Genomic DNA, 17,195 nt, shown 5'->3' on the forward strand with positions numbered 1-17,195 from the left:
CCCTATGCACGTCATTACCAAACTGAATCTCGACAACGACCTGGATCTGATGCTGGCCCACAAGCGGTCGATGCAGGTGGCTGAGTTTGCCGGGTTGGGGCTGGTGCATCAAACCAGCTTTGCGACGGCGGTTTCGGAAGTGTGCCGGCTGGTGCTCGATAAGGGCAGCCGCTCGCATATGATGCTGGGTTTCCTCAAAACACCCCACGGCAAAAACAGCGTATATGCGAAGATCGTCGATACTTCCATCGGCGACATCGCGCGGGATAATCCGAACCTGGGCTACGCACGCCGGCTGGTAAGCGGTTTCAGCGTCGATCCGGATTCGATTTTGCTGCTCTTCGAAATGCCCGTCGGCTCCCGGCTGAGCAGGGAGTACATTATTAAAGGGCAAAAACTATTTGACGAAATGCCGCCCGTGACTCCGTACGAGCAGGCAAAACAGCTGAACATGCAGCTGCAAGAAATGGCCAATAAACTGGTAGAGAGCGAAAAACGCTACCAGACATTGACCGACACGATTCCGCTGATGATGTTTACCCTTAACGACCAGGGACGCCTTCTTTTTGCCAACGAGGGTTTCAAACTTTTCGCGGGCAGCGACATTCAGAACGTCGGCGGCAACTGGATCAACTGGCTTTCGGGATGCGAGCCAAGCGTGCCCGTGGAGCAGGTCCGCGAGCAGCTTTCGGGGAATTCGGAGTTTTCGATGGAGATTTCGCTGACCAAAAAATCCAACGGCGAGCGGATCTGGCATCTGCTTTCCATGAGCCCGGTGCTCAACTCATCGACCGGCCTTCCCGAATGGGCGGGCTTCCTGGTCAACATTCACGCGCAGAAACTGGTGGAAGAAACGCTGCGCGACAATGCCGAGCTGCGCGACACAAAAAGAGTGTTGCAAAAGCGCCAGATCGAACTCGATGCAACGATCACGGACTTGAACCGCAAAAACCAGGAACTGGCGCGCTTTGCCTACGTGGCTTCGCACGACTTGCAGGAACCTGCCCGCAAAATGATCGTGTTTTCCGAAATGCTCAACAGCCGTTTCGGGCATTTGCTCCCGGCGGACGGAACGAGCCTGCTCAACCGGGTCAAATCCGGCTCGGAGCGGATGGTAGCCGTGATCCGCGACCTGCTCGATTACTCCGGCATATCGGCCGACCAGGACATTGACGTGCACCCGATCGAACTGCTCGAAATCGTGGACCAGGTAAGGGAGCATCTGGACAAGGAAATCAGCGAATCCAATGCAGAAATACAGCTACGCGGCTCTGCTACGCTGGTCGGCAACAGGCGGCTGCTGGTGCTGCTGTTCCAGAATTTTGTGGGAAATGCGATCAAATTCGTCAGGGACGGGGCAGCCCCGCGCATTCAGATTACCTATTCTTTCCCGGCCGCGGAAGTGATCGACGCCAACGGCCTCGACCAGCAAACGACCTGGGTGCAGGTGGACGTGAGCGACAATGGCATCGGATTTGACGAAAAGCACGTCGACCGGATATTTCAGATGTTTCAGCGGCTGCACACACAGGATCAGTTCAAGGGCACAGGAATCGGGCTCGCTATTTGCAAGCGGATCATTGAAATGCACCGCGGGAGCATCAGTGTGAAAAGCAAGATCAATCAGGGATCTGTTTTCAGTGTTTATTTACCTTACCAAATTAACCCACCTCTCTTATGAATGTAACCGGACCTATCGTATTGGTGGAGGACGACGAGGACGATATCTTCCTGATCACGACCGCATTGGACGAATTGCGCCTCGAAAATTCGGTGAAAGTATTCCGTAACGGCCACGACGCGCTCGATTATCTGCAGGAAACCAACCCTACACCCGTCGTCATCATCAGCGACGTCAATATGCCGGTCATGAACGGTTTCGAATTACTCGACGCGTTACTTACGCACCGCGGTTTGGGGAATACCCTACCCCCGTTCGTGTTCCTCACTACTTCCGACCCATCGGCCTTCCAATCGGCCGGTATGGACAGCGACCGCATTGCCGTGTTCACGAAGGGATATTCGTACAAAGAAATCTCCGAAACGCTTCTGTCCATTCTTGAATACAGCAAGTCGGGCTTGAAGTGAGCGGGATGATTGCAGAAATACCCTGAAATATTCGCCGCTGTTCCAACTAATTGAGCAGCCTTCATGTCACCAATCAGACGCAAATCCTAGATCTGACATGAAAGTAAACTTCTTCTTACCTGCTTTATTGTTTTTGGGAATAACCATTACCAGCTGCCGCGTGGAACCGGACGAGCCGATCATCGTCGGGCCGGAACCTGAGCCACGGGTCAACTACCTCGGCAGGGACAGCATCACCACGGGCGATTACCGCGGCATTGGCATCCGCGCATCCGCGGACGAGGCTTTCGAAGTGCTGGAAGCCCACCGCGAGAAAAAGACGGTAGCCTACATCAGCGCTGTCAATAACTACTTCGCCGACGTCACAGACTTGAAAAACCGCCTGCAATTTTTCGACTGGATGGTACTCGACGAGAAGTTCGATACACCTAACGGTGTGCAGCTGCAACTCGCTGCGGGCAAAGTAACCGGCATTCGGCTCAACCAGGGCACGATGCTTACACAATGGCCGGAAGCCGGCGAAGCCGCGGATGCAATCCAGGTAGGCGATGCATTGGGAGTATTATATCAAAAACTCGTTACACTGAGCGTGCAGGACGCATATGCGCATAAATTCCAGCGCGTGGTGCTGGGAAGCAAATACGACTACGCCCAGTATGATTCTAAAAAGGCAGAGCTGCCATGGATTTTCATTTACGACACGCAATCACAAGGCATTAGCGAGCAGGTGCAAGTTTATTTCAAAGACAAAAAAGTGGATTACATTATCGTAAACCGCTTCCAGCAATATTAAGCGCTAATGCTTGTGTACCGCCGAATCCGCCCTGCTGCTCACGACCAGCTGGCGCACTTTGCCCTTTTCCCAGGCATTGGCCAGCGGGTCCACGGCCGGTAGCGGAATATCTTTCCTTCGTTTCTTAATTTCTTCGGTATTAATTTCAAAACGTTTGTCCCGGCTTGCCAGCAACGCTTTGTCCAGCTGACCTTCGCGGGTGAAGCCCATCATGATCATCGGCGCGCCCACGGGAATGGGCCGCTGCTGATCGGTGTGCCAGGTGTGGATCGTTTTGCCATAGGTCGAAATGAGCTTTTCCATCAGTTCGTGTTCGGCAATGTCGGGAATACCCGGCGCGATGAGCGTTCCCGAGCTTACCTCGTGGTGGTGGCTGTGCCAGAGCAGTTTTTCACTATCGTCCAGCGTTTTGAAAAGCTTTTCGGTAATGATATATTCCACGCCCATCAGCTTCGCTTTATTGCCATTCCCATCGAAAATTATTGCCTGGTAAACGTCCTCGTTCAGCTGCTGCACGTAATGGTGCGCCTCCATTTGCGCTTGCAGGTTTCCATTGTAAAAGTGAAATCCGTCCAGGTAAACGTTGAAAGCCCGCAGGGGCGTTTTGTCTTGCAGGAGGGCTGCTCCCGCTTCCAGCACGGCCTCTTTGGCTGGCTGGCCGTCGCCGGGCGCCTCCACGTTTGAGCTGGTATTCCTTCCTCCGCAGGCCGTAACCAACGCGAGGCAGGCGCAGATGATCGCATTCCGATGCTTCATAATCCCATCCATTATTGCCGCGGTTCGTCGCTTTGGGTGGTGTCCCTGCCTGGCAGCGTCAGTTTTTGCTCGTCGCTGTTCTCAATGTCTTTCCGGGTGCTCACCGGGCTCGTGTCCTTTCCTACCACCGCCGTGTCGATGGGCGTTCCGGCATCAGCGGCTTCTTCCGCATTGTCATTCTTTGTGCATCCTGCCGATAGCAAGCCCGCGATCATCAGGATGGTGAGTGTTTTAGCTTTCATCTTAAAATTATTCAGTTCCAACATATCAGAAAATCGACCGGGCATCCCATAAAAAGCATGCCCGCGATGCCACTGATGGAACGGTTTTTATGTAACCCGGCGCCATTTCTCACCTAAAAAATCCAGATTATGTTTTATCATGACGGAAAGCTTCAGTACACCGTGAGGGTCGACAAACCAAACCCTCAATTCGCAAAATTGCTTCAACAGGCCATCGGCGGCATCGAAGGTGAAATGCGCGTTTGTTTGCAATACCTGTTTCAGGCCTGGAACTCGCGGGGGCCTCAGAAGTACAGGGATATGCTGCTCGAAACCGGAACCGAAGAAATTGCCCACATCGAAATGCTCGCTACCGCCGTATGCCTCAACCTGGAAGGTTCGTCCAGCGCCGTGAAGGACGAGATGGCTATGAGCAACCCGATGGTCGAAGCCGTAATGGGCGGACGCGACCCGCGGCATATTCTCTCGGCCGGACTGGGCGCAATGGCCGCCGACGCCAACGGCGTGCCGTTTAATGGCTCATGGGTGGTAAGCAGCGGCAACATTGCCGCCGATATGCATGCCAATGTAATGGCCGAAACCACCGGCCGCGTGCTCGCCACGCGGTTGTACGAAATGACCGACGACAACGGGATGAAAGACATGCTCGCATTCCTCATCGCCCGCGACACCATGCACCAGAACCAATGGATGGCCGTGCTCGAAGAGCTCGGGCCCGACGCCTATCCTATCCCGAACAGCTTCCCGTCGTCGCTTCAACACGAGAATGTCGCATACAGCTTCCTGAGTACGAGCGTCAACGACATGAGTAATGCAACCGGCCGCTGGACCGAAGGCGCGTCCATCGACGGCAAAGGCGTTTTCCGTTTTGAAAAAGCGGTTCCTACCGGCGGCGCTCCGGTACTGGCACCGGCTGACAAGGAAATCCACGCCCAGGTCGAACAGGGTGTTGCACCCGACGCGGGCTTTATCGATAAGGTAAAGGACATGATCTCCGGCTAATGCCCCCCGATCGCACAACACCGGGTCGCCGGCAGGCCAAAGTTAAGCATGCCGGCGGCCCGGTTCCGCATGCGGACGAGAAATGCCATTTGGAACTGTTGCAACATGATCAAGAAACGCCAAAACAGAAAACTGCTGCAAATTGCGCTCGGGGTGTGTGCCCTGGTGCCCATCTTTACCGGCCTGCTGGGAATGGCGGGGAACAATAACCCGCTTTACTACGGAACCGACCAACCCGCCGGACTCCTTCTGGACAGCAACCTCCGGTTCCTGAATGGCCTTTCGGTAGGAATCGGTGTGTGTACATTATCCATTATCCCCGACATTAAGCGCCGCTCGGCCGAGCTGAGGCTCATTTGCACCGTCATTTTCATCGGGGCCGTAGGCCGGATGCTCTCGATCGCCAGCTACGGTTTCCCGCCTTTTCCATTCGACATCATCGTATTTTTCGAAATGGCCCTGCCGCCGCTGTTCGTATTCTGGCAATCCAAAGTCGCGGATTAGCAACAAATTACACATCTTTGCAAGCAAGCGCTCGCCCCAATCCCGGCGCGAGCGTCAGCCAAAGTCGGATGAACACGATCTGGAACATTTTGAAAGGTTTCTTCTTAGGGTTGCTTTTTTTTATCGTGGCTTCCTATCTATGGTATTTGTTTGAAACCAGTCATGTCAAAACCATGCGTGTAAAAGACTGCGAGCGTTCGGCCGGACAAAGCTTGAAGGCATTGAGCGCATACGTCGAAGGACGCTGGTTCGAGCGGAAACATTACGATATCGAGGTGTTTTCAGACGGCCCGTGCATGTTCTTTCAGTACTACGAGAAGCCGGGTACATTATACTTCGGCCAGGCTACGTCGAGCGGTCATTTCGTAGCCGTTGCCATGACTTCCCGGGAGCTGCATCAACTGGCGGATTCCATCCCCGCCGACTTCGGCTTCGAACAAATGAGTAACTATCTGTTTCAGCGGGCAAAGACAAAACCAGCGCCCATGCACGAACTGTAACCCAGCCCCTCCCGACCGGATTACAACACCCAAAGTCCCCACACGTAATTTTGACTTATTTCAATAAAAAATATCAGTAAAAGGCGTACAACGAACTACTTTGTACAGCATATTTAACTGCCCGCTTATTACAGGCCGGGATGAATTCGCCGGCAATGCGGCGGACTTCACCCGGGCGATTATCCGGCTTGCCGGACGATGCACTTTTCAAGTTTTTTTTCCACTACCTAACGTTTCGTTTATGAGAAAAAAACACTTCTACCCATCGCTCAATTTTGCCCGATTTTTTCCGCTGGTTTGTGCCTTATTCGGCATCATGGCCTGCTGCACTGCCGCCTTCGCACAGCCCGTTTCCGGGACTGTGCTGGACGAATCGGGCTCCGGCCTGCCGGGCGTCAGCGTCGTCGTGAAAGGGACGGCAAACGGTACTACCACCGACACAAAAGGTAAATTCCAGCTCGATGTGCCGGGCGACAACCCGACATTGGTTTTCAGCTTCGTAGGGTACGCAACGCAGGAAATCGCGGTCAGTAAACGTACAAGCATTACCGTTAACATGGCGGTCGAGGATCGGCTCATGACCGAAGTGGTGGTGGTCGGCTACGGAACGCAGCAAAAGGTGAACGTAACCGGCGCCGTGGGCGTGGCCGATGCCAAACGCATCGAAAACCGCCCCATTGCCAACACCGGCGAGGGCCTGCAAGGCGTGATTCCCAACCTGAACATCACCGTGCGCAATGGCGACCCGGCCCAGTCGCCCAGCTTCAACATCCGGGGCTATGAGTCGATCAACGGCGGCGCGCCGCTGATTCTCGTCGATAACGTGCCGATGGACATTAACCGCATCAATCCCAACGACATCGAGAGCATCAGCGTGCTCAAAGACGCCTCCGCAGCGGCCATTTACGGCGCCCGCGCGGCATTCGGCGTGGTGCTCGTGACGACCAAAAGCGGCAAGGCGGGCAAAGTACAGGTGAATTTCGGCACCCAGTTTTCGTTGGCCAAACCCATTTTCAATATGGATGTCGTCACCGATCCCTACCAGTTTGTGCAGGCGCGCAATGCAGCCAACATCCGCACGCTGGGCGCTCCGAGCTACAACGACCAGTTTGTGGCAGCCGTGAAAAAATACTCCGAAAACCCCATTCCCGAAAACGAATGGGGCGTGGTAGACGGGGCATTGCAGTATTACGGCTACAACCGCTACCAGGAAAAAATCATGACCAATTACGCGCCTACCAACCAGCAGGACCTGTCGATTTCGGGCGGTGGCGATAAGTCGAAATTCTTCTTTTCATTCGGGCGGTACAGCAAGGATGGCTACCTGCGCTATAACAATGAGAAGTTTAAGCGCTACAACATTCTGATGAAAGCGGATTTTCAGGTCAACAAATGGCTCAGTTTGTCGGAAAAAGTGGTTTTCAATTCCCAAAACAGCGACAAGCCGCACTTCTATAACTGGGACGTGAACATCAATTCACTCGCGAGGGTGAACCCGTTGCAGGCCATTCAGTTTCCGGACCTTCCGCAGTACATGGCGCCCGGCGACCACGATAAATATGCGCCGCTGATCGGTAAGTATTTCGGCGGGACCAACTTTTTCCCCTACCTGCTCGACGGCGGCCGCGAAACATTCACCAAAAACGACCTTTGGCTGTCGCAGGAAGCCGTACTCACGCCCCTCCCCGGCTTGAAGATCACGGGTAATTTCTCGTACAACATCTACAACAATATGTACCAGGATGTCCAGAGCAAGGTGGAGATCGTGTCGCAGGACCTGAAAGAGGCGAATCCGATCAGCTACGGTTTCAGCGGCGACGACTGGATCAAGAATATGAATGAATACAACCGGTATTATGTGCTCAACACATTTGCCGAATATACATTCCAAAACCTGGGGAAACATCAGCTGATGGCGCTGATTGGCTACAACCAGGAAATGGGTAATTACCAATCGTCCACGGCACAGGCCCGCTCGCTCATTACCCCGCAGGTGCCCGACCTGAGCACCACCACCGGCACGCAGCAGACTCTGGGCGGCAGGTCGCAGGTGGCGCTGCGCGGCGTGTTTTACCGGCTAGCCTACAACTACGGCGACCGCTACCTGCTTGAATTCAACGGCCGGTACGACGGCACATCGCGCTTTCCGAAAAACGACCGGTTCGGGTTTTTCCCGTCCTTCTCGGCCGGCTGGCGGATCAGCAACGAGAAATTCATGACCGGTACCAACAGCTGGCTCGATAACCTCAAACTGAGAGGCTCTTTCGGAACGCTTGGCAACCAGATCATCCAGAACCGGAGCACGGGGGCGCAAATCTACTATCCGTCCGTATCCACAATGGGATCAGGACAAGCTCCTTACATTTTTGCAGGCTCGCTTATCCCGTTCGTTTCGGCCGCCGGCCTCGTGAGCCCGACGCTCACCTGGGAGTCGGTCACGTCCAAAAACCTCGGTCTGGACCTGACGATTTTAAGAAGCCGCCTGGATATGTCGTTCGACATTTACACCCGCGACACCAAGAAAATGCTCATGAACGTGGCCTACCCCGACATTCTCGGAACTACCGCTCCGCAGGAAAACGCGGCCGATCTCCGCACGAAAGGCTGGGAACTTTCGCTGACCTGGCGCGACAAATTCAAATCCGACTGGACCTACGACGTCACCCTCGCCCTGTCCGACGCCAGCGCCACCATTACCAAATTCCGCAACCCTTCCGGCGCATTGCCCAACGAAGGCAGCGGGATTTACTACGAAGGCCAGAAACTGGGCGAGATTTGGGGATACCAAACGGTAGGCATATTTCAGTCGGCCGACGATGTGGCGGCGGCCCCCAACCAGTCGCGCCTCGGCAACAACTGGCGGGCGGGTGACATCCAGTATGCCGACCTGAACGGCGACGGCATTATCAGCTCCGGCAACAACACGCTTGGAAACCCCGGCGACTACAAGATCATCGGAAACTCGTCGCCGCGCTACACCTACGGCATCAATGCGAGCATCGGCTACAAGGGCTTGCGCCTGACCGCATTCTTCCAGGGCATCGGCAAAGCGGATTACCTGCCCAACAACGGCAACTGGAACTGGTTTTATCCTTTCAATGCGGGCCACGTAGAGAAGTACTACATCACCGACACGTGGTCTGAAACCAACCGTGACGCCTATTTCGCGGCACCGCATATATCCACGAGCGATAAAAAGAACATCCTGCCGCAATCCAGATATGTGCAAAATGCCTCGTACCTGCGTGCGAAGAACATCATGCTCAGCTACACATTGCCCTACGACCTCACGGGCCGGATCGGCATATCGCGGGCGCAGGTATTCGTGTCGGGGATGAATTTGTTTGAATTCACCAAAATCCGCAAACCGCTCGATCCTGAAACGATCCGGACGCCGACGATCGAATACCCCATGCAGCGCATCGGAACGATCGGTATCAATATATCCTTTTAAGCGTCCCCGAACGCAACGGCAGGTCTGCCACATTCGCAGGAAGCATGTTGCAGCAGCGCTTATCAGTACACAAGATTCAATTGGTTTTAAATCAGATTTGTATGAAAGATATATTCTTAAAATCCCTGACGGCCATTGCCCTGCTTCTGCTTGCAGGCTGTAACGATGAGTTCCTCGACCGGGCGCCGATCGACAAAATCACCAATGCAACCTACTGGAACACCGAAAACGACCTGGCTGTTTACAACAACAGCCTTTACAACATTGCCCGCAACGACTGGAAAATACCCATTATGATGGGCCATACCGAGGGCTTCGACAGCCATTTCGGTAATATCTGGTCGCTCGACGAGCTTTCGGACAACATGGCCCCGCGCGAGCCGCGACACAACTTTTTCCAGCAGATCCGCGCCGGGAAATACAACGTCCCATCCAGCCCCGACTGGTTCGGCTACCAGGGCTGGGACTTCGTGCGGGCCATTAACGTGGGCCTCGCCAACTACGACCGCGCCAAAGTGAGTCAGGCGATCAAAGACAAATACATTGCCGAGGCCAGGCTTTTCCGCGGGTGGTTTTACGCCGATAAGGTGCAGAAGTTCGGCGATGTGCCCTTCGTGGAAAAAGAACTCACCATCGACTCGGAAGAACTGTACGCCGCCCGCACCCCGCGCGCCGAGGCCATGCAGAAAGTGCTCGACGACCTGAATTTCGCCAGCCAGAAACTGCCCAACAGCTGGGGCGACGGCAATGCGCCCGGGAGGATCAACCGCTGGGGAGCATTGCTGGTGAAAGCGCGCGTGTGCCTTTATGAAGGAACATATAATAAATACCACAATGCGGGCGATTCCAAAATGTGGCTCGAAGAAGCCGCCAAGGCGGCCGCTGAACTGATGGACACCGGCCCCTACCGCCTTTACAACACCGGTAAGCCGCAAAGCGATTACAATGCCTACCACCGCATGCTGGACCTGGCCGGCAACTCCGAGGTCATTTATTGGAGGAAATACAGGACCGGGTTGATCAATAACCACGTTCAGCAGTATTTCAGCTACACCGGCGGCGCCACCAAAAGCATCGTGGAAGATTATTTGTGTACCGACGGCCTGCCGATCACATTGTCACCGCTGTACAAAGGCGATGAAACGATCGAAAGTACATTCGAAAACCGCGACCCGCGCCTGCGCCAGACCATCCTGCACCCCGAAGACACGGGCGTTTACAAATACCACCTCGCCGACGGCCGCGCCTACCCGATGCTGGAAGGCATGCCCGGCGGCGGTTTCAAAACGACCACCGGCTACCATATTATCAAGCATTACAATGCCGATGATATGATCGGGAAGGCATACAACACAGGCGAGTCGCCCGCGATTACCCTGCGGCTGGGCGAGGCGCTGCTCATTTATGCCGAGGCCGCGGCGGAACTGGGGACGATCAGTCAGGGGGATTTGGACAAAACCGTCAACAAACTCCGGGACCGGGTGGGCATGCCGCATTTGCTGCTTTCCAAAGTTCCGGTTGACCCACGTTACACCAAAGACGGCATCTCCCCGATTATCGCCGAAATCAGGCGCGAGCGGCGGATCGAGCTGTTCATGGAAGGCCAGCGCTACGCCGACCTGATTCGTTGGAAACAGGGCAAAAAACTCGAAATCCCCGCGATGGGCGTCCGCTGGAACGACGCGGCGAAAAAGCGCTTCGCCGGCACGACCATGAAATCGGACATCGACCCGGTTTCGGGCAAAGAGTACATCGCCGTGTACAAAGGCACCGACTATGAGATACCCGTTTTTGATGAAAAGAAACATTACCTCTGGCCTATCCCGCTGAACACGCTGGCGCAGAACCCCAAAATCAAGCAGAACCCCGGTTGGGAATAAGTACATCCGCATGAATACCATCCGACCGGCCGCAAACCGGTCGGATATTTTTAACCCAATACAGATATGAAAAAAACGCTGACGATACTGCTCATCCAATTATTCACCCTGACCGGCATTGCCGCGCAGCCCGCGCCGGACAGCAGCCAGGTATTGAAAAACCTCCGGCAGGAGCATCCGCGGCTGCTGCTTTTGAAAGGGGAAGAAAAAGCGCTTATGGCGCGAATCGGGAAGCATCCGCAATGGCAGGCCGTGCACAAGCTCATCACCGGCGAATGCGACCGCCTGCTCGGCGAAGCGCCGGTAGAGCGGATCAAAATCGGAAGACGCCTGCTCGACAAATCCCGCGAATGCCTCCGGCGCGTGTTTACGCTTTCGTACGCCTACCGCACCACCGGCGATGCCAAATATCTCGCAAGGGCCGAAAAAGAGCTGCTCGCCGTAGCCGCATTTGAAGACTGGAATCCTACCCATTTCCTCGACGTGGCCGAAATGACCATGTCCGTGGCCATCGGCTACGACTGGCTGTACGACCAGCTGAGCGAGCAGTCGCGCGCGCGCCTGCGAAAGGCAATGCTCACCAAGGGCATTAACCCATCGCTGGATAAGACATACAACGCGTTCCTTACCGCCCAGCACAACTGGAACCAGGTTTGCAATGCCGGCATCACATTCGGGGCACTGGCGATGGCCGAACATGAGCCTGCCATTGCCGCGCAAATGGTAAAAAGGGCCGTTGGGAGCGTCCCGAAGGCCATGATTCACTCCTATAAACCCGACGGCGCCTATCCCGAAGGCTTCGGCTACTGGGGCTACGGGACGAGCTTCAATGTGCTGCTCATTTCGGCATTGCAAAAAGCACTGGGGACGGACTTCGGCCTTTCCGGTTCGGAAGGGTTTTTGAAAACGGCCGCGTTCATGCAGCATTTGGTAGGGCCAACAAGCCTTGCCCACAACTGGGGCGACAGCGGCGTGAAAGAGGGCCTCACGCCCGCCCTGTTCTGGTTTGCGCAGCGCACGCAGGACCCGTCGCTATTATGGGGGCAAAAAGCATTGCTTGCCGCACCGGCCCAAACGGAAGTCAGGAACCGTATACTGCCCGCATTGCTGATTTGGGGCACGCAAACTGACCTTGCCGCCGTAAAAGCGCCTGCGCAAAAGTTCTGGGCGGGCCAGGGGCCTTCGCCCGTGGCTATGATGCGGAGCTCCTGGGAAAACCGTGACGCGGTATTTCTGGGCGTAAAAGCAGGTTCGCCTTCCGTCAACCACGCGCATATGGACGTGGGCTCTTTCGTAGTGGATGCGCTCGGCGAGCGCTGGGCCATGGATTTTGGAATGCAAGATTACAATTCGCTCGAATCCAAGGGAGTGGACCTGTGGAACCGAACCCAGAACTCGCAGCGGTGGCAGGTTTTCAGGCTGAACAACTTCGCCCATAATGTGCTCTCATTCGACGGGCAGCTGACCAACGCGCAAGGCTATGCGAAAATCGACGGCGTGCGGGAACAAGGCCGCGACCGAATTGTGACCACGAATTTATCCGAAATGTACCAGGGCCAGGCCAAGACCGTGAACCGCGGGCTGGGCATCATCGGCGAGCGGTACGTGGTGATCCGCGACGAGGTCGAATGCGGCCCGAAAGAGACTGTCATGCGCTGGAACATGCTCACCGCCGCCGACGTGCGGATCGTCGACGAAAAATCCGTAGAGCTTTCGCAGAATGGAAAGAAAATGCTGCTGATTTTCAAAACAGAAACGCCTATCAGCATCCGGACCTGGCCTACCGCGCCCCAGCATGACTATGATGCGCCGAATCCGGGAACCACTTTCGTGGGTTTTGAGGCCAAACTATCTGCCGGAAGCCGCCACAGCTTTACTGCCTATCTGTCCGCGTCGGCCGATGTGGCACCGGTAAAACCCCTGGCGGAATGGCCGGTGAAGCCGTTACAAAAGTGATCGTCACGGCTTGGTTTTCCGACAGAAAGCCTCGTGCGCTTACTCATTTGCCAGCGAGCGCACGGGGTTCATCAAGGCGGCTTTCAGTGCCTGGGAAATCACCGTGAGCGTCACGATCAGCAACGTGGACCCGATGGCGAACAGGAATACGCCCGGCCCCACTTGTACCCGATACGTAAAGTCGGCGAGCCATTGCTCCATCGCGTACCACCCCACCGGCGCCGCGATCACGAATGCGATACCCACCAGCTTCACGAAGTCGCCCGCCAGCAGGCCGACAATGCCCGGTACCAAAGCATACTTCGCCGTCGGATTCAAAAACGACAACGGTGGTTATGAGCTCAGAACTGTTTCTTTGACGATGATGCCTCAGGTGACAAGGCCACCCATAAGCTCCAAAAATGGGACTTAACGTCAAAAACTGGTCTAAACTGCTTTACCCTACCAGTAAAGATTTTGACGAGTTTATAGTTAACAGCGGTAGGGCAGCGGTATAATATTGCCCCTGATTGCATATTGCTTCTTCCGAAAAAATCTGAAGGGAAACAATTCAACAGACCAAATCATCAATTATCTCAACGCTGACCGGCCATCCATCCCAAAACATCTCACAGCGATGCCTTCCAATCCTTCCAGGAATCAGTTTTCGCAGGCTGTTACCCCATAAGAAACACTACCTCGAATTAAAAGCCTCCCTATGTACAAAGAACATTTATCCCGCATCTCCCATAAAGTTAATCCCTACCAATAGCCATCTAATCAGATACCTACTCATAAATACATTTTAAAACAATAATCGTTTATTTAAAGGCAATAAATTTACAATCAATTGACAATTAATCAATTGTAAAACCGGTGAGTAAATCTCTAACGTATTCTACAATTCCCACAAAATAAAATATATACGTTTGTCTAGGTAGTAACACGGCGTATCCTGAACGCTTTGCGACCGAGTCTACTCAACTTCCATTATCATTCAATTGTTTTGCCTGGCTAGAATTGGAAAGTTCGAAACAAATTCCCTATTCGTCGTGATAAACATATTAAATACCATTGCCTTCTTACCAATATATTTTCTGTGCATTTGCCAATCTGCTAAATGCCAAAATATCACTGGTCGTTGGTTTGGTCGTATTACCATTCCGGGCTATAATGGAAATGAATACCACCTCGAAGTATCTATAACACAAAAAGATAGCTTGGTTAGTGGGCAAACAAAGACAATATATGAGGGGAAATATGCTATTATGAAACTTCAAGGTATCGTTTCCAAAAACAAAATTGTCTTTACCGAAAATGAGGTTATCGAAGATTCGTCTCCAAATAAGGCATGGTGCTTAAAGAGCTTTAACGGCGAGTATTACATAGACACAATAAATAATATGAAGAAAATTATAGGCACCTACACTGGCTACACGAATTTTCTTCACAACCGATATTCCAATGAATACTGTGTCCCGGGAAGTTTTATACTGTTGCAAAAAACTTCGACTTTAATCAAAGATGATGAAATTTTCGAAGATAGTATTTTGAGTATAAAAAAAGAAGAGCCTCTCTCCTTGTACGGTTCGAAATATGGAATCAGCTACCTTATTTCCATATCGCTTCAATTTGAACAAAGCACTACCAATTTGTCAAAATCTTCAACAAAGAATTTATCTAAGATACTCAATTGCTTATCTGAGAATCGGTCAGTAAAAATAACCCTTGAAAGTCACACAGATAATGTTGGAGACCTTAAGAAGAATTTAAGGTTAGCCGAAGAACGAGCCGCTAGGATCAGACAATACCTCGTGGATAACAAAATTTCGGAAAGTCGAATTCAATGCCGAATCCTCGGGCCGCTTTTACCACTAGCACCAAATAACAACGAGTACAATCGAAGTTTGAATAGGCGCATCGTTGTTAAAGTGCAAGGTTTATAGCACTTACAGTCCATTTTTATATTCAGTTTCGTATTTATATGTTTCAGTTTTATTACCTACAATCTAAATACAAATAAAATGAAAAAATTAAAGTTGAAAGATTTAGACTTCACAAATGATGAAATTCTAACCCGTAACCAGTTAAAAAATCTAGTCGCCGGCGGATCAGTTTTCGGGCCGACAATACCTGTGGGTAAATGTTGCTGGATATACGATAACAGTGTCTGTATGGAGTGCGTACAAAATCCCATCTGTCCCGCTCTAAACTGGGTACAGCGAATATGTTAATGTGCTGATCTTAATCTGAAACACATAACAAGATAAAATGTGTAATTATCTCGCATTTATCTTGAAAAAAATTTGAGATATTCTGCACGATTGCCCTTTCTAACCTATGTCCCACAGATCACTTCCTCCATGAATTTGCTTCCGATACCCATATCCTACGACAATTCATTCGATATCATTAGCAAGCTACTTTCGATATTGGATATTCCTTTTACAAGAAAGGCACTTTTGAGCAAATTAAAGGAACATCCTTATCAATCTAATCTGTTGGGTATTAGCGAGATTTTGGACGACTACCAAGTAAAAAACATATCAATTGCAACATCAATTTCTCAACTACCTCAGCTGCCAACCCCACTTATTACTCAGATTGCAGGTGTAGGTAAGGAAGAACTTCGGGCTACTATAGTCAAATCAGTCACGCCAGAAGAAATTGAATTTTACGAACTGGAATCCGGTCGATGGCGACTCGTCGCGCTCCCGGATTTCGACGTTATTTGGCCGAGCAAGATTGCGATGATCGTCGATAGTGAAGGGTCGAGTGGAGAGAAGGGCTATAAAATAAATCTTGTTGTTTCCTTTATTGAAATTGTACTAAGAATAGCCATTTTAGCCTCCCTTCCTTTGGTTGTTGCCTTTGTTTCAATTGATAACTACCGGGAAATCGATAGCCAGATTATCACATTTTTAGCTTACGAGATTCTACTTTTAATTGGACTTGCCATATCAGGTTATCTGTTTTGGGTCGAATGCAGCGAAGATTCATCCATCCTTAAAAAGGTCTGTCAACCAACAAAGAGGGTGAGTTGCGCAGCAGTTTTGAAGAGTCCGGGTGCCAAACTTTTCGGGATTTCTCTTTCCACCTTAGGGAGCTGTTATTTTTTAGGGTGCTTGCTATCACTGATTGTATTTAGCCCGTTGGACAGGGCGCTGTTATTTCTACTATCATGGACGAATATCTTCTCCATGGTTATGATAACATTTTCAGTCTACTACCAGGCTTATTCCCTGAAACAATGGTGTTTACTGTGTCTATATGTTCAATGCACGTTGCTTGCACTACTGTCAGTTGGTTTGTGGAATCGATGGTATATGGTCGACGACATCAAAGTTAGCGTACTGCTCACAAGGATAGCTATTTTGGGATTCAACCTAGGGATTTCCCTTGCCGCTCTCTGCCTGCTTCGCTATGCATACAAACTTATGATGGAAAAGGATCGGCTAACATCTGAACTTAAAAAACTGAAATTTGACCCTTTTTCATTTAACGGTCAGCAAGTAAATCAGGCACATTTGAAGTTACCGGTTGATAAACTTGGAATTCTACTAGGTAAAGATACCGCCAGTCATCAGATTCTGAAGATTTGTGATCCATACTGCCCTCATTGTGCTACTTCTCATAAAGCCATTAGCTTGCTGATTCGCGAGAACAGTAACGTGAGTGTTCGGATCATATTTACCGCTCCGCCCAACTCAGAAGATGCCAGGTTCCATCCTGTAAAGCACTTTTTGGAGCTCTATGAGCCAGGTGATCAAGAATTGCTCCTCTCGGCAATGGACTATTGGTATCTGTCACCGGATCGTAGCGTAGAAATGTTGAGAGCAAAATTTAAGCTGCCTACGAAGGTATCAGGCCAACTCATAAATATAGAAAAGATGTATATGTGGTGCCGGAATATGGAAATAACCAGCACACCGACGATTTACTATAACCAAAAATTGCTAGCTGACATATACGATCCACAAGACTTGCGATATGTTTTGTCTGACTAAACGAGCCATCTTACTTAATCCGAGTAGGAACACT

15 protein-coding genes are annotated in these 17,195 nt (G+C 51.8%); 12 read left to right on the top strand and 3 right to left on the bottom strand.

Features of this window, described 5'->3' with window-relative positions:
• Positions 1-4 precede the first annotated feature (4 nt).
• From DFER_RS29120 to DFER_RS08270, 3 genes are all read left to right on the top strand, one after another.
• Positions 5-1,681, top strand: coding sequence for a PAS domain-containing sensor histidine kinase (locus DFER_RS29120; RefSeq protein ID WP_015811171.1), 1,677 nt, complete (start codon positions 5-7; stop codon positions 1,679-1,681).
• Entirely contained in the window at positions 1,678-2,088 is a 411-nt protein-coding gene (locus tag DFER_RS08265) for a response regulator (protein WP_015811172.1), read from the top strand. The genes DFER_RS29120 and DFER_RS08265 overlap by 4 nt, the downstream gene beginning before the upstream one ends.
• 97 nt (positions 2,089-2,185) lie before the next feature.
• On the top strand, positions 2,186-2,881 hold the full coding sequence (locus DFER_RS08270) for a hypothetical protein (RefSeq protein ID WP_015811173.1): 696 nt from the start codon (positions 2,186-2,188) through the stop codon (positions 2,879-2,881).
• Between the two features lie 3 nt (positions 2,882-2,884).
• Here the strand turns inward: DFER_RS08270 and DFER_RS08275 are convergent, their stop codons facing one another.
• Together DFER_RS08275 and DFER_RS08280 are read right to left on the bottom strand one after the other, a co-directional pair.
• Positions 2,885-3,637 carry an OBAP family protein gene (locus tag DFER_RS08275; protein WP_041734829.1) on the bottom strand — a complete coding sequence of 251 codons (753 nt, stop codon included), beginning with the start codon at positions 3,635-3,637 and terminating at the stop codon, positions 2,885-2,887.
• Between the two features lie 11 nt (positions 3,638-3,648).
• Positions 3,649-3,879: a hypothetical protein gene (locus tag DFER_RS08280; protein WP_143828693.1), complete on the bottom strand. Its 231-nt coding sequence runs from the start codon at positions 3,877-3,879 to the stop codon at positions 3,649-3,651.
• Positions 3,880-4,008: 129 nt separating this feature from the next.
• Between DFER_RS08280 and DFER_RS08285 the strand changes: the two genes are divergently transcribed.
• From DFER_RS08285 to DFER_RS08310, 6 genes are all read left to right on the top strand, one after another.
• A complete protein-coding gene (locus DFER_RS08285; protein WP_015811176.1) occupies positions 4,009-4,881 on the top strand; it encodes a manganese catalase family protein in 873 nt (290 codons plus the stop codon).
• A gap of 105 nt (positions 4,882-4,986) precedes the next feature.
• A complete protein-coding gene (locus DFER_RS08290) occupies positions 4,987-5,385 on the top strand; it encodes a DUF4345 domain-containing protein (RefSeq protein ID WP_015811177.1) in 399 nt (132 codons plus the stop codon).
• A 17-nt stretch (positions 5,386-5,402) separates the two neighbouring features.
• The gene (locus tag DFER_RS08295) at positions 5,403-5,885 is read left to right on the top strand and encodes a hypothetical protein (RefSeq protein WP_143828694.1); all 483 of its coding nucleotides are present in this window, start codon (positions 5,403-5,405) and stop codon (positions 5,883-5,885) included.
• A 241-nt stretch (positions 5,886-6,126) separates the two neighbouring features.
• Positions 6,127-9,339, top strand: coding sequence for a SusC/RagA family TonB-linked outer membrane protein (locus DFER_RS08300; RefSeq protein ID WP_041734831.1), 3,213 nt, complete (start codon positions 6,127-6,129; stop codon positions 9,337-9,339).
• Positions 9,340-9,440: 101 nt separating this feature from the next.
• Complete coding sequence (locus DFER_RS08305) at positions 9,441-11,219, top strand: RagB/SusD family nutrient uptake outer membrane protein (protein ID WP_041734833.1); 1,779 nt, start codon at positions 9,441-9,443, stop codon at positions 11,217-11,219.
• A 66-nt stretch (positions 11,220-11,285) separates the two neighbouring features.
• On the top strand, positions 11,286-13,175 hold the full coding sequence (locus DFER_RS08310) for a heparinase II/III domain-containing protein (protein WP_015811181.1): 1,890 nt from the start codon (positions 11,286-11,288) through the stop codon (positions 13,173-13,175).
• A gap of 39 nt (positions 13,176-13,214) precedes the next feature.
• On the opposite strand, the gene DFER_RS08315 is transcribed toward DFER_RS08310, so the two are convergent.
• Complete coding sequence (locus tag DFER_RS08315; RefSeq protein ID WP_187293439.1) at positions 13,215-13,493, bottom strand: ABC transporter permease; 279 nt, start codon at positions 13,491-13,493, stop codon at positions 13,215-13,217.
• Here DFER_RS08315 and DFER_RS31005 point away from each other — a divergent pair.
• From DFER_RS31005 to DFER_RS08325, 3 genes are all read left to right on the top strand, one after another.
• Complete coding sequence (locus tag DFER_RS31005) at positions 13,456-13,587, top strand: DUF8464 domain-containing protein (RefSeq protein WP_510185862.1); 132 nt, start codon at positions 13,456-13,458, stop codon at positions 13,585-13,587. The genes DFER_RS08315 and DFER_RS31005 overlap by 38 nt on opposite strands.
• Before the next feature lie 619 nt (positions 13,588-14,206).
• Positions 14,207-15,100 carry an OmpA family protein gene (locus DFER_RS08320; RefSeq protein WP_229206208.1) on the top strand — a complete coding sequence of 298 codons (894 nt, stop codon included), beginning with the start codon at positions 14,207-14,209 and terminating at the stop codon, positions 15,098-15,100.
• A 486-nt stretch (positions 15,101-15,586) separates the two neighbouring features.
• Complete coding sequence (locus tag DFER_RS08325; RefSeq protein WP_187293440.1) at positions 15,587-17,161, top strand: vitamin K epoxide reductase family protein; 1,575 nt, start codon at positions 15,587-15,589, stop codon at positions 17,159-17,161.
• Positions 17,162-17,195 lie beyond the last annotated feature (34 nt).

Source organism: Dyadobacter fermentans DSM 18053, from assembly GCF_000023125.1.
GTDB classification, from domain to species: domain Bacteria; phylum Bacteroidota; class Bacteroidia; order Cytophagales; family Spirosomataceae; genus Dyadobacter; species Dyadobacter fermentans.

What these genes read in the sequence shown, in the direction of transcription:
- DFER_RS29120 (WP_015811171.1), top strand. Translation starts at nt 5, where the DNA reads ATGCACGTCATTACCAAACTGAATCTCGACAACGACCTGGATCTGATG.
- DFER_RS08265 (WP_015811172.1), top strand. Translation starts at nt 1,678, where the DNA reads ATGAATGTAACCGGACCTATCGTATTGGTGGAGGACGACGAGGACGAT.
- DFER_RS08270 (WP_015811173.1), top strand. Translation starts at nt 2,186, where the DNA reads ATGAAAGTAAACTTCTTCTTACCTGCTTTATTGTTTTTGGGAATAACC.
- DFER_RS08275 (WP_041734829.1), bottom strand. Translation starts at nt 3,637, where the DNA reads ATGAAGCATCGGAATGCGATCATCTGCGCCTGCCTCGCGTTGGTTACG.
- DFER_RS08280 (WP_143828693.1), bottom strand. Translation starts at nt 3,879, where the DNA reads ATGAAAGCTAAAACACTCACCATCCTGATGATCGCGGGCTTGCTATCG.
- DFER_RS08285 (WP_015811176.1), top strand. Translation starts at nt 4,009, where the DNA reads ATGTTTTATCATGACGGAAAGCTTCAGTACACCGTGAGGGTCGACAAA.
- DFER_RS08290 (WP_015811177.1), top strand. Translation starts at nt 4,987, where the DNA reads ATGATCAAGAAACGCCAAAACAGAAAACTGCTGCAAATTGCGCTCGGG.
- DFER_RS08300 (WP_041734831.1), top strand. Translation starts at nt 6,127, where the DNA reads ATGAGAAAAAAACACTTCTACCCATCGCTCAATTTTGCCCGATTTTTT.
- DFER_RS08305 (WP_041734833.1), top strand. Translation starts at nt 9,441, where the DNA reads ATGAAAGATATATTCTTAAAATCCCTGACGGCCATTGCCCTGCTTCTG.
- DFER_RS08310 (WP_015811181.1), top strand. Translation starts at nt 11,286, where the DNA reads ATGAAAAAAACGCTGACGATACTGCTCATCCAATTATTCACCCTGACC.
- DFER_RS31005 (WP_510185862.1), top strand. Translation starts at nt 13,456, where the DNA reads ATGCCCGGTACCAAAGCATACTTCGCCGTCGGATTCAAAAACGACAAC.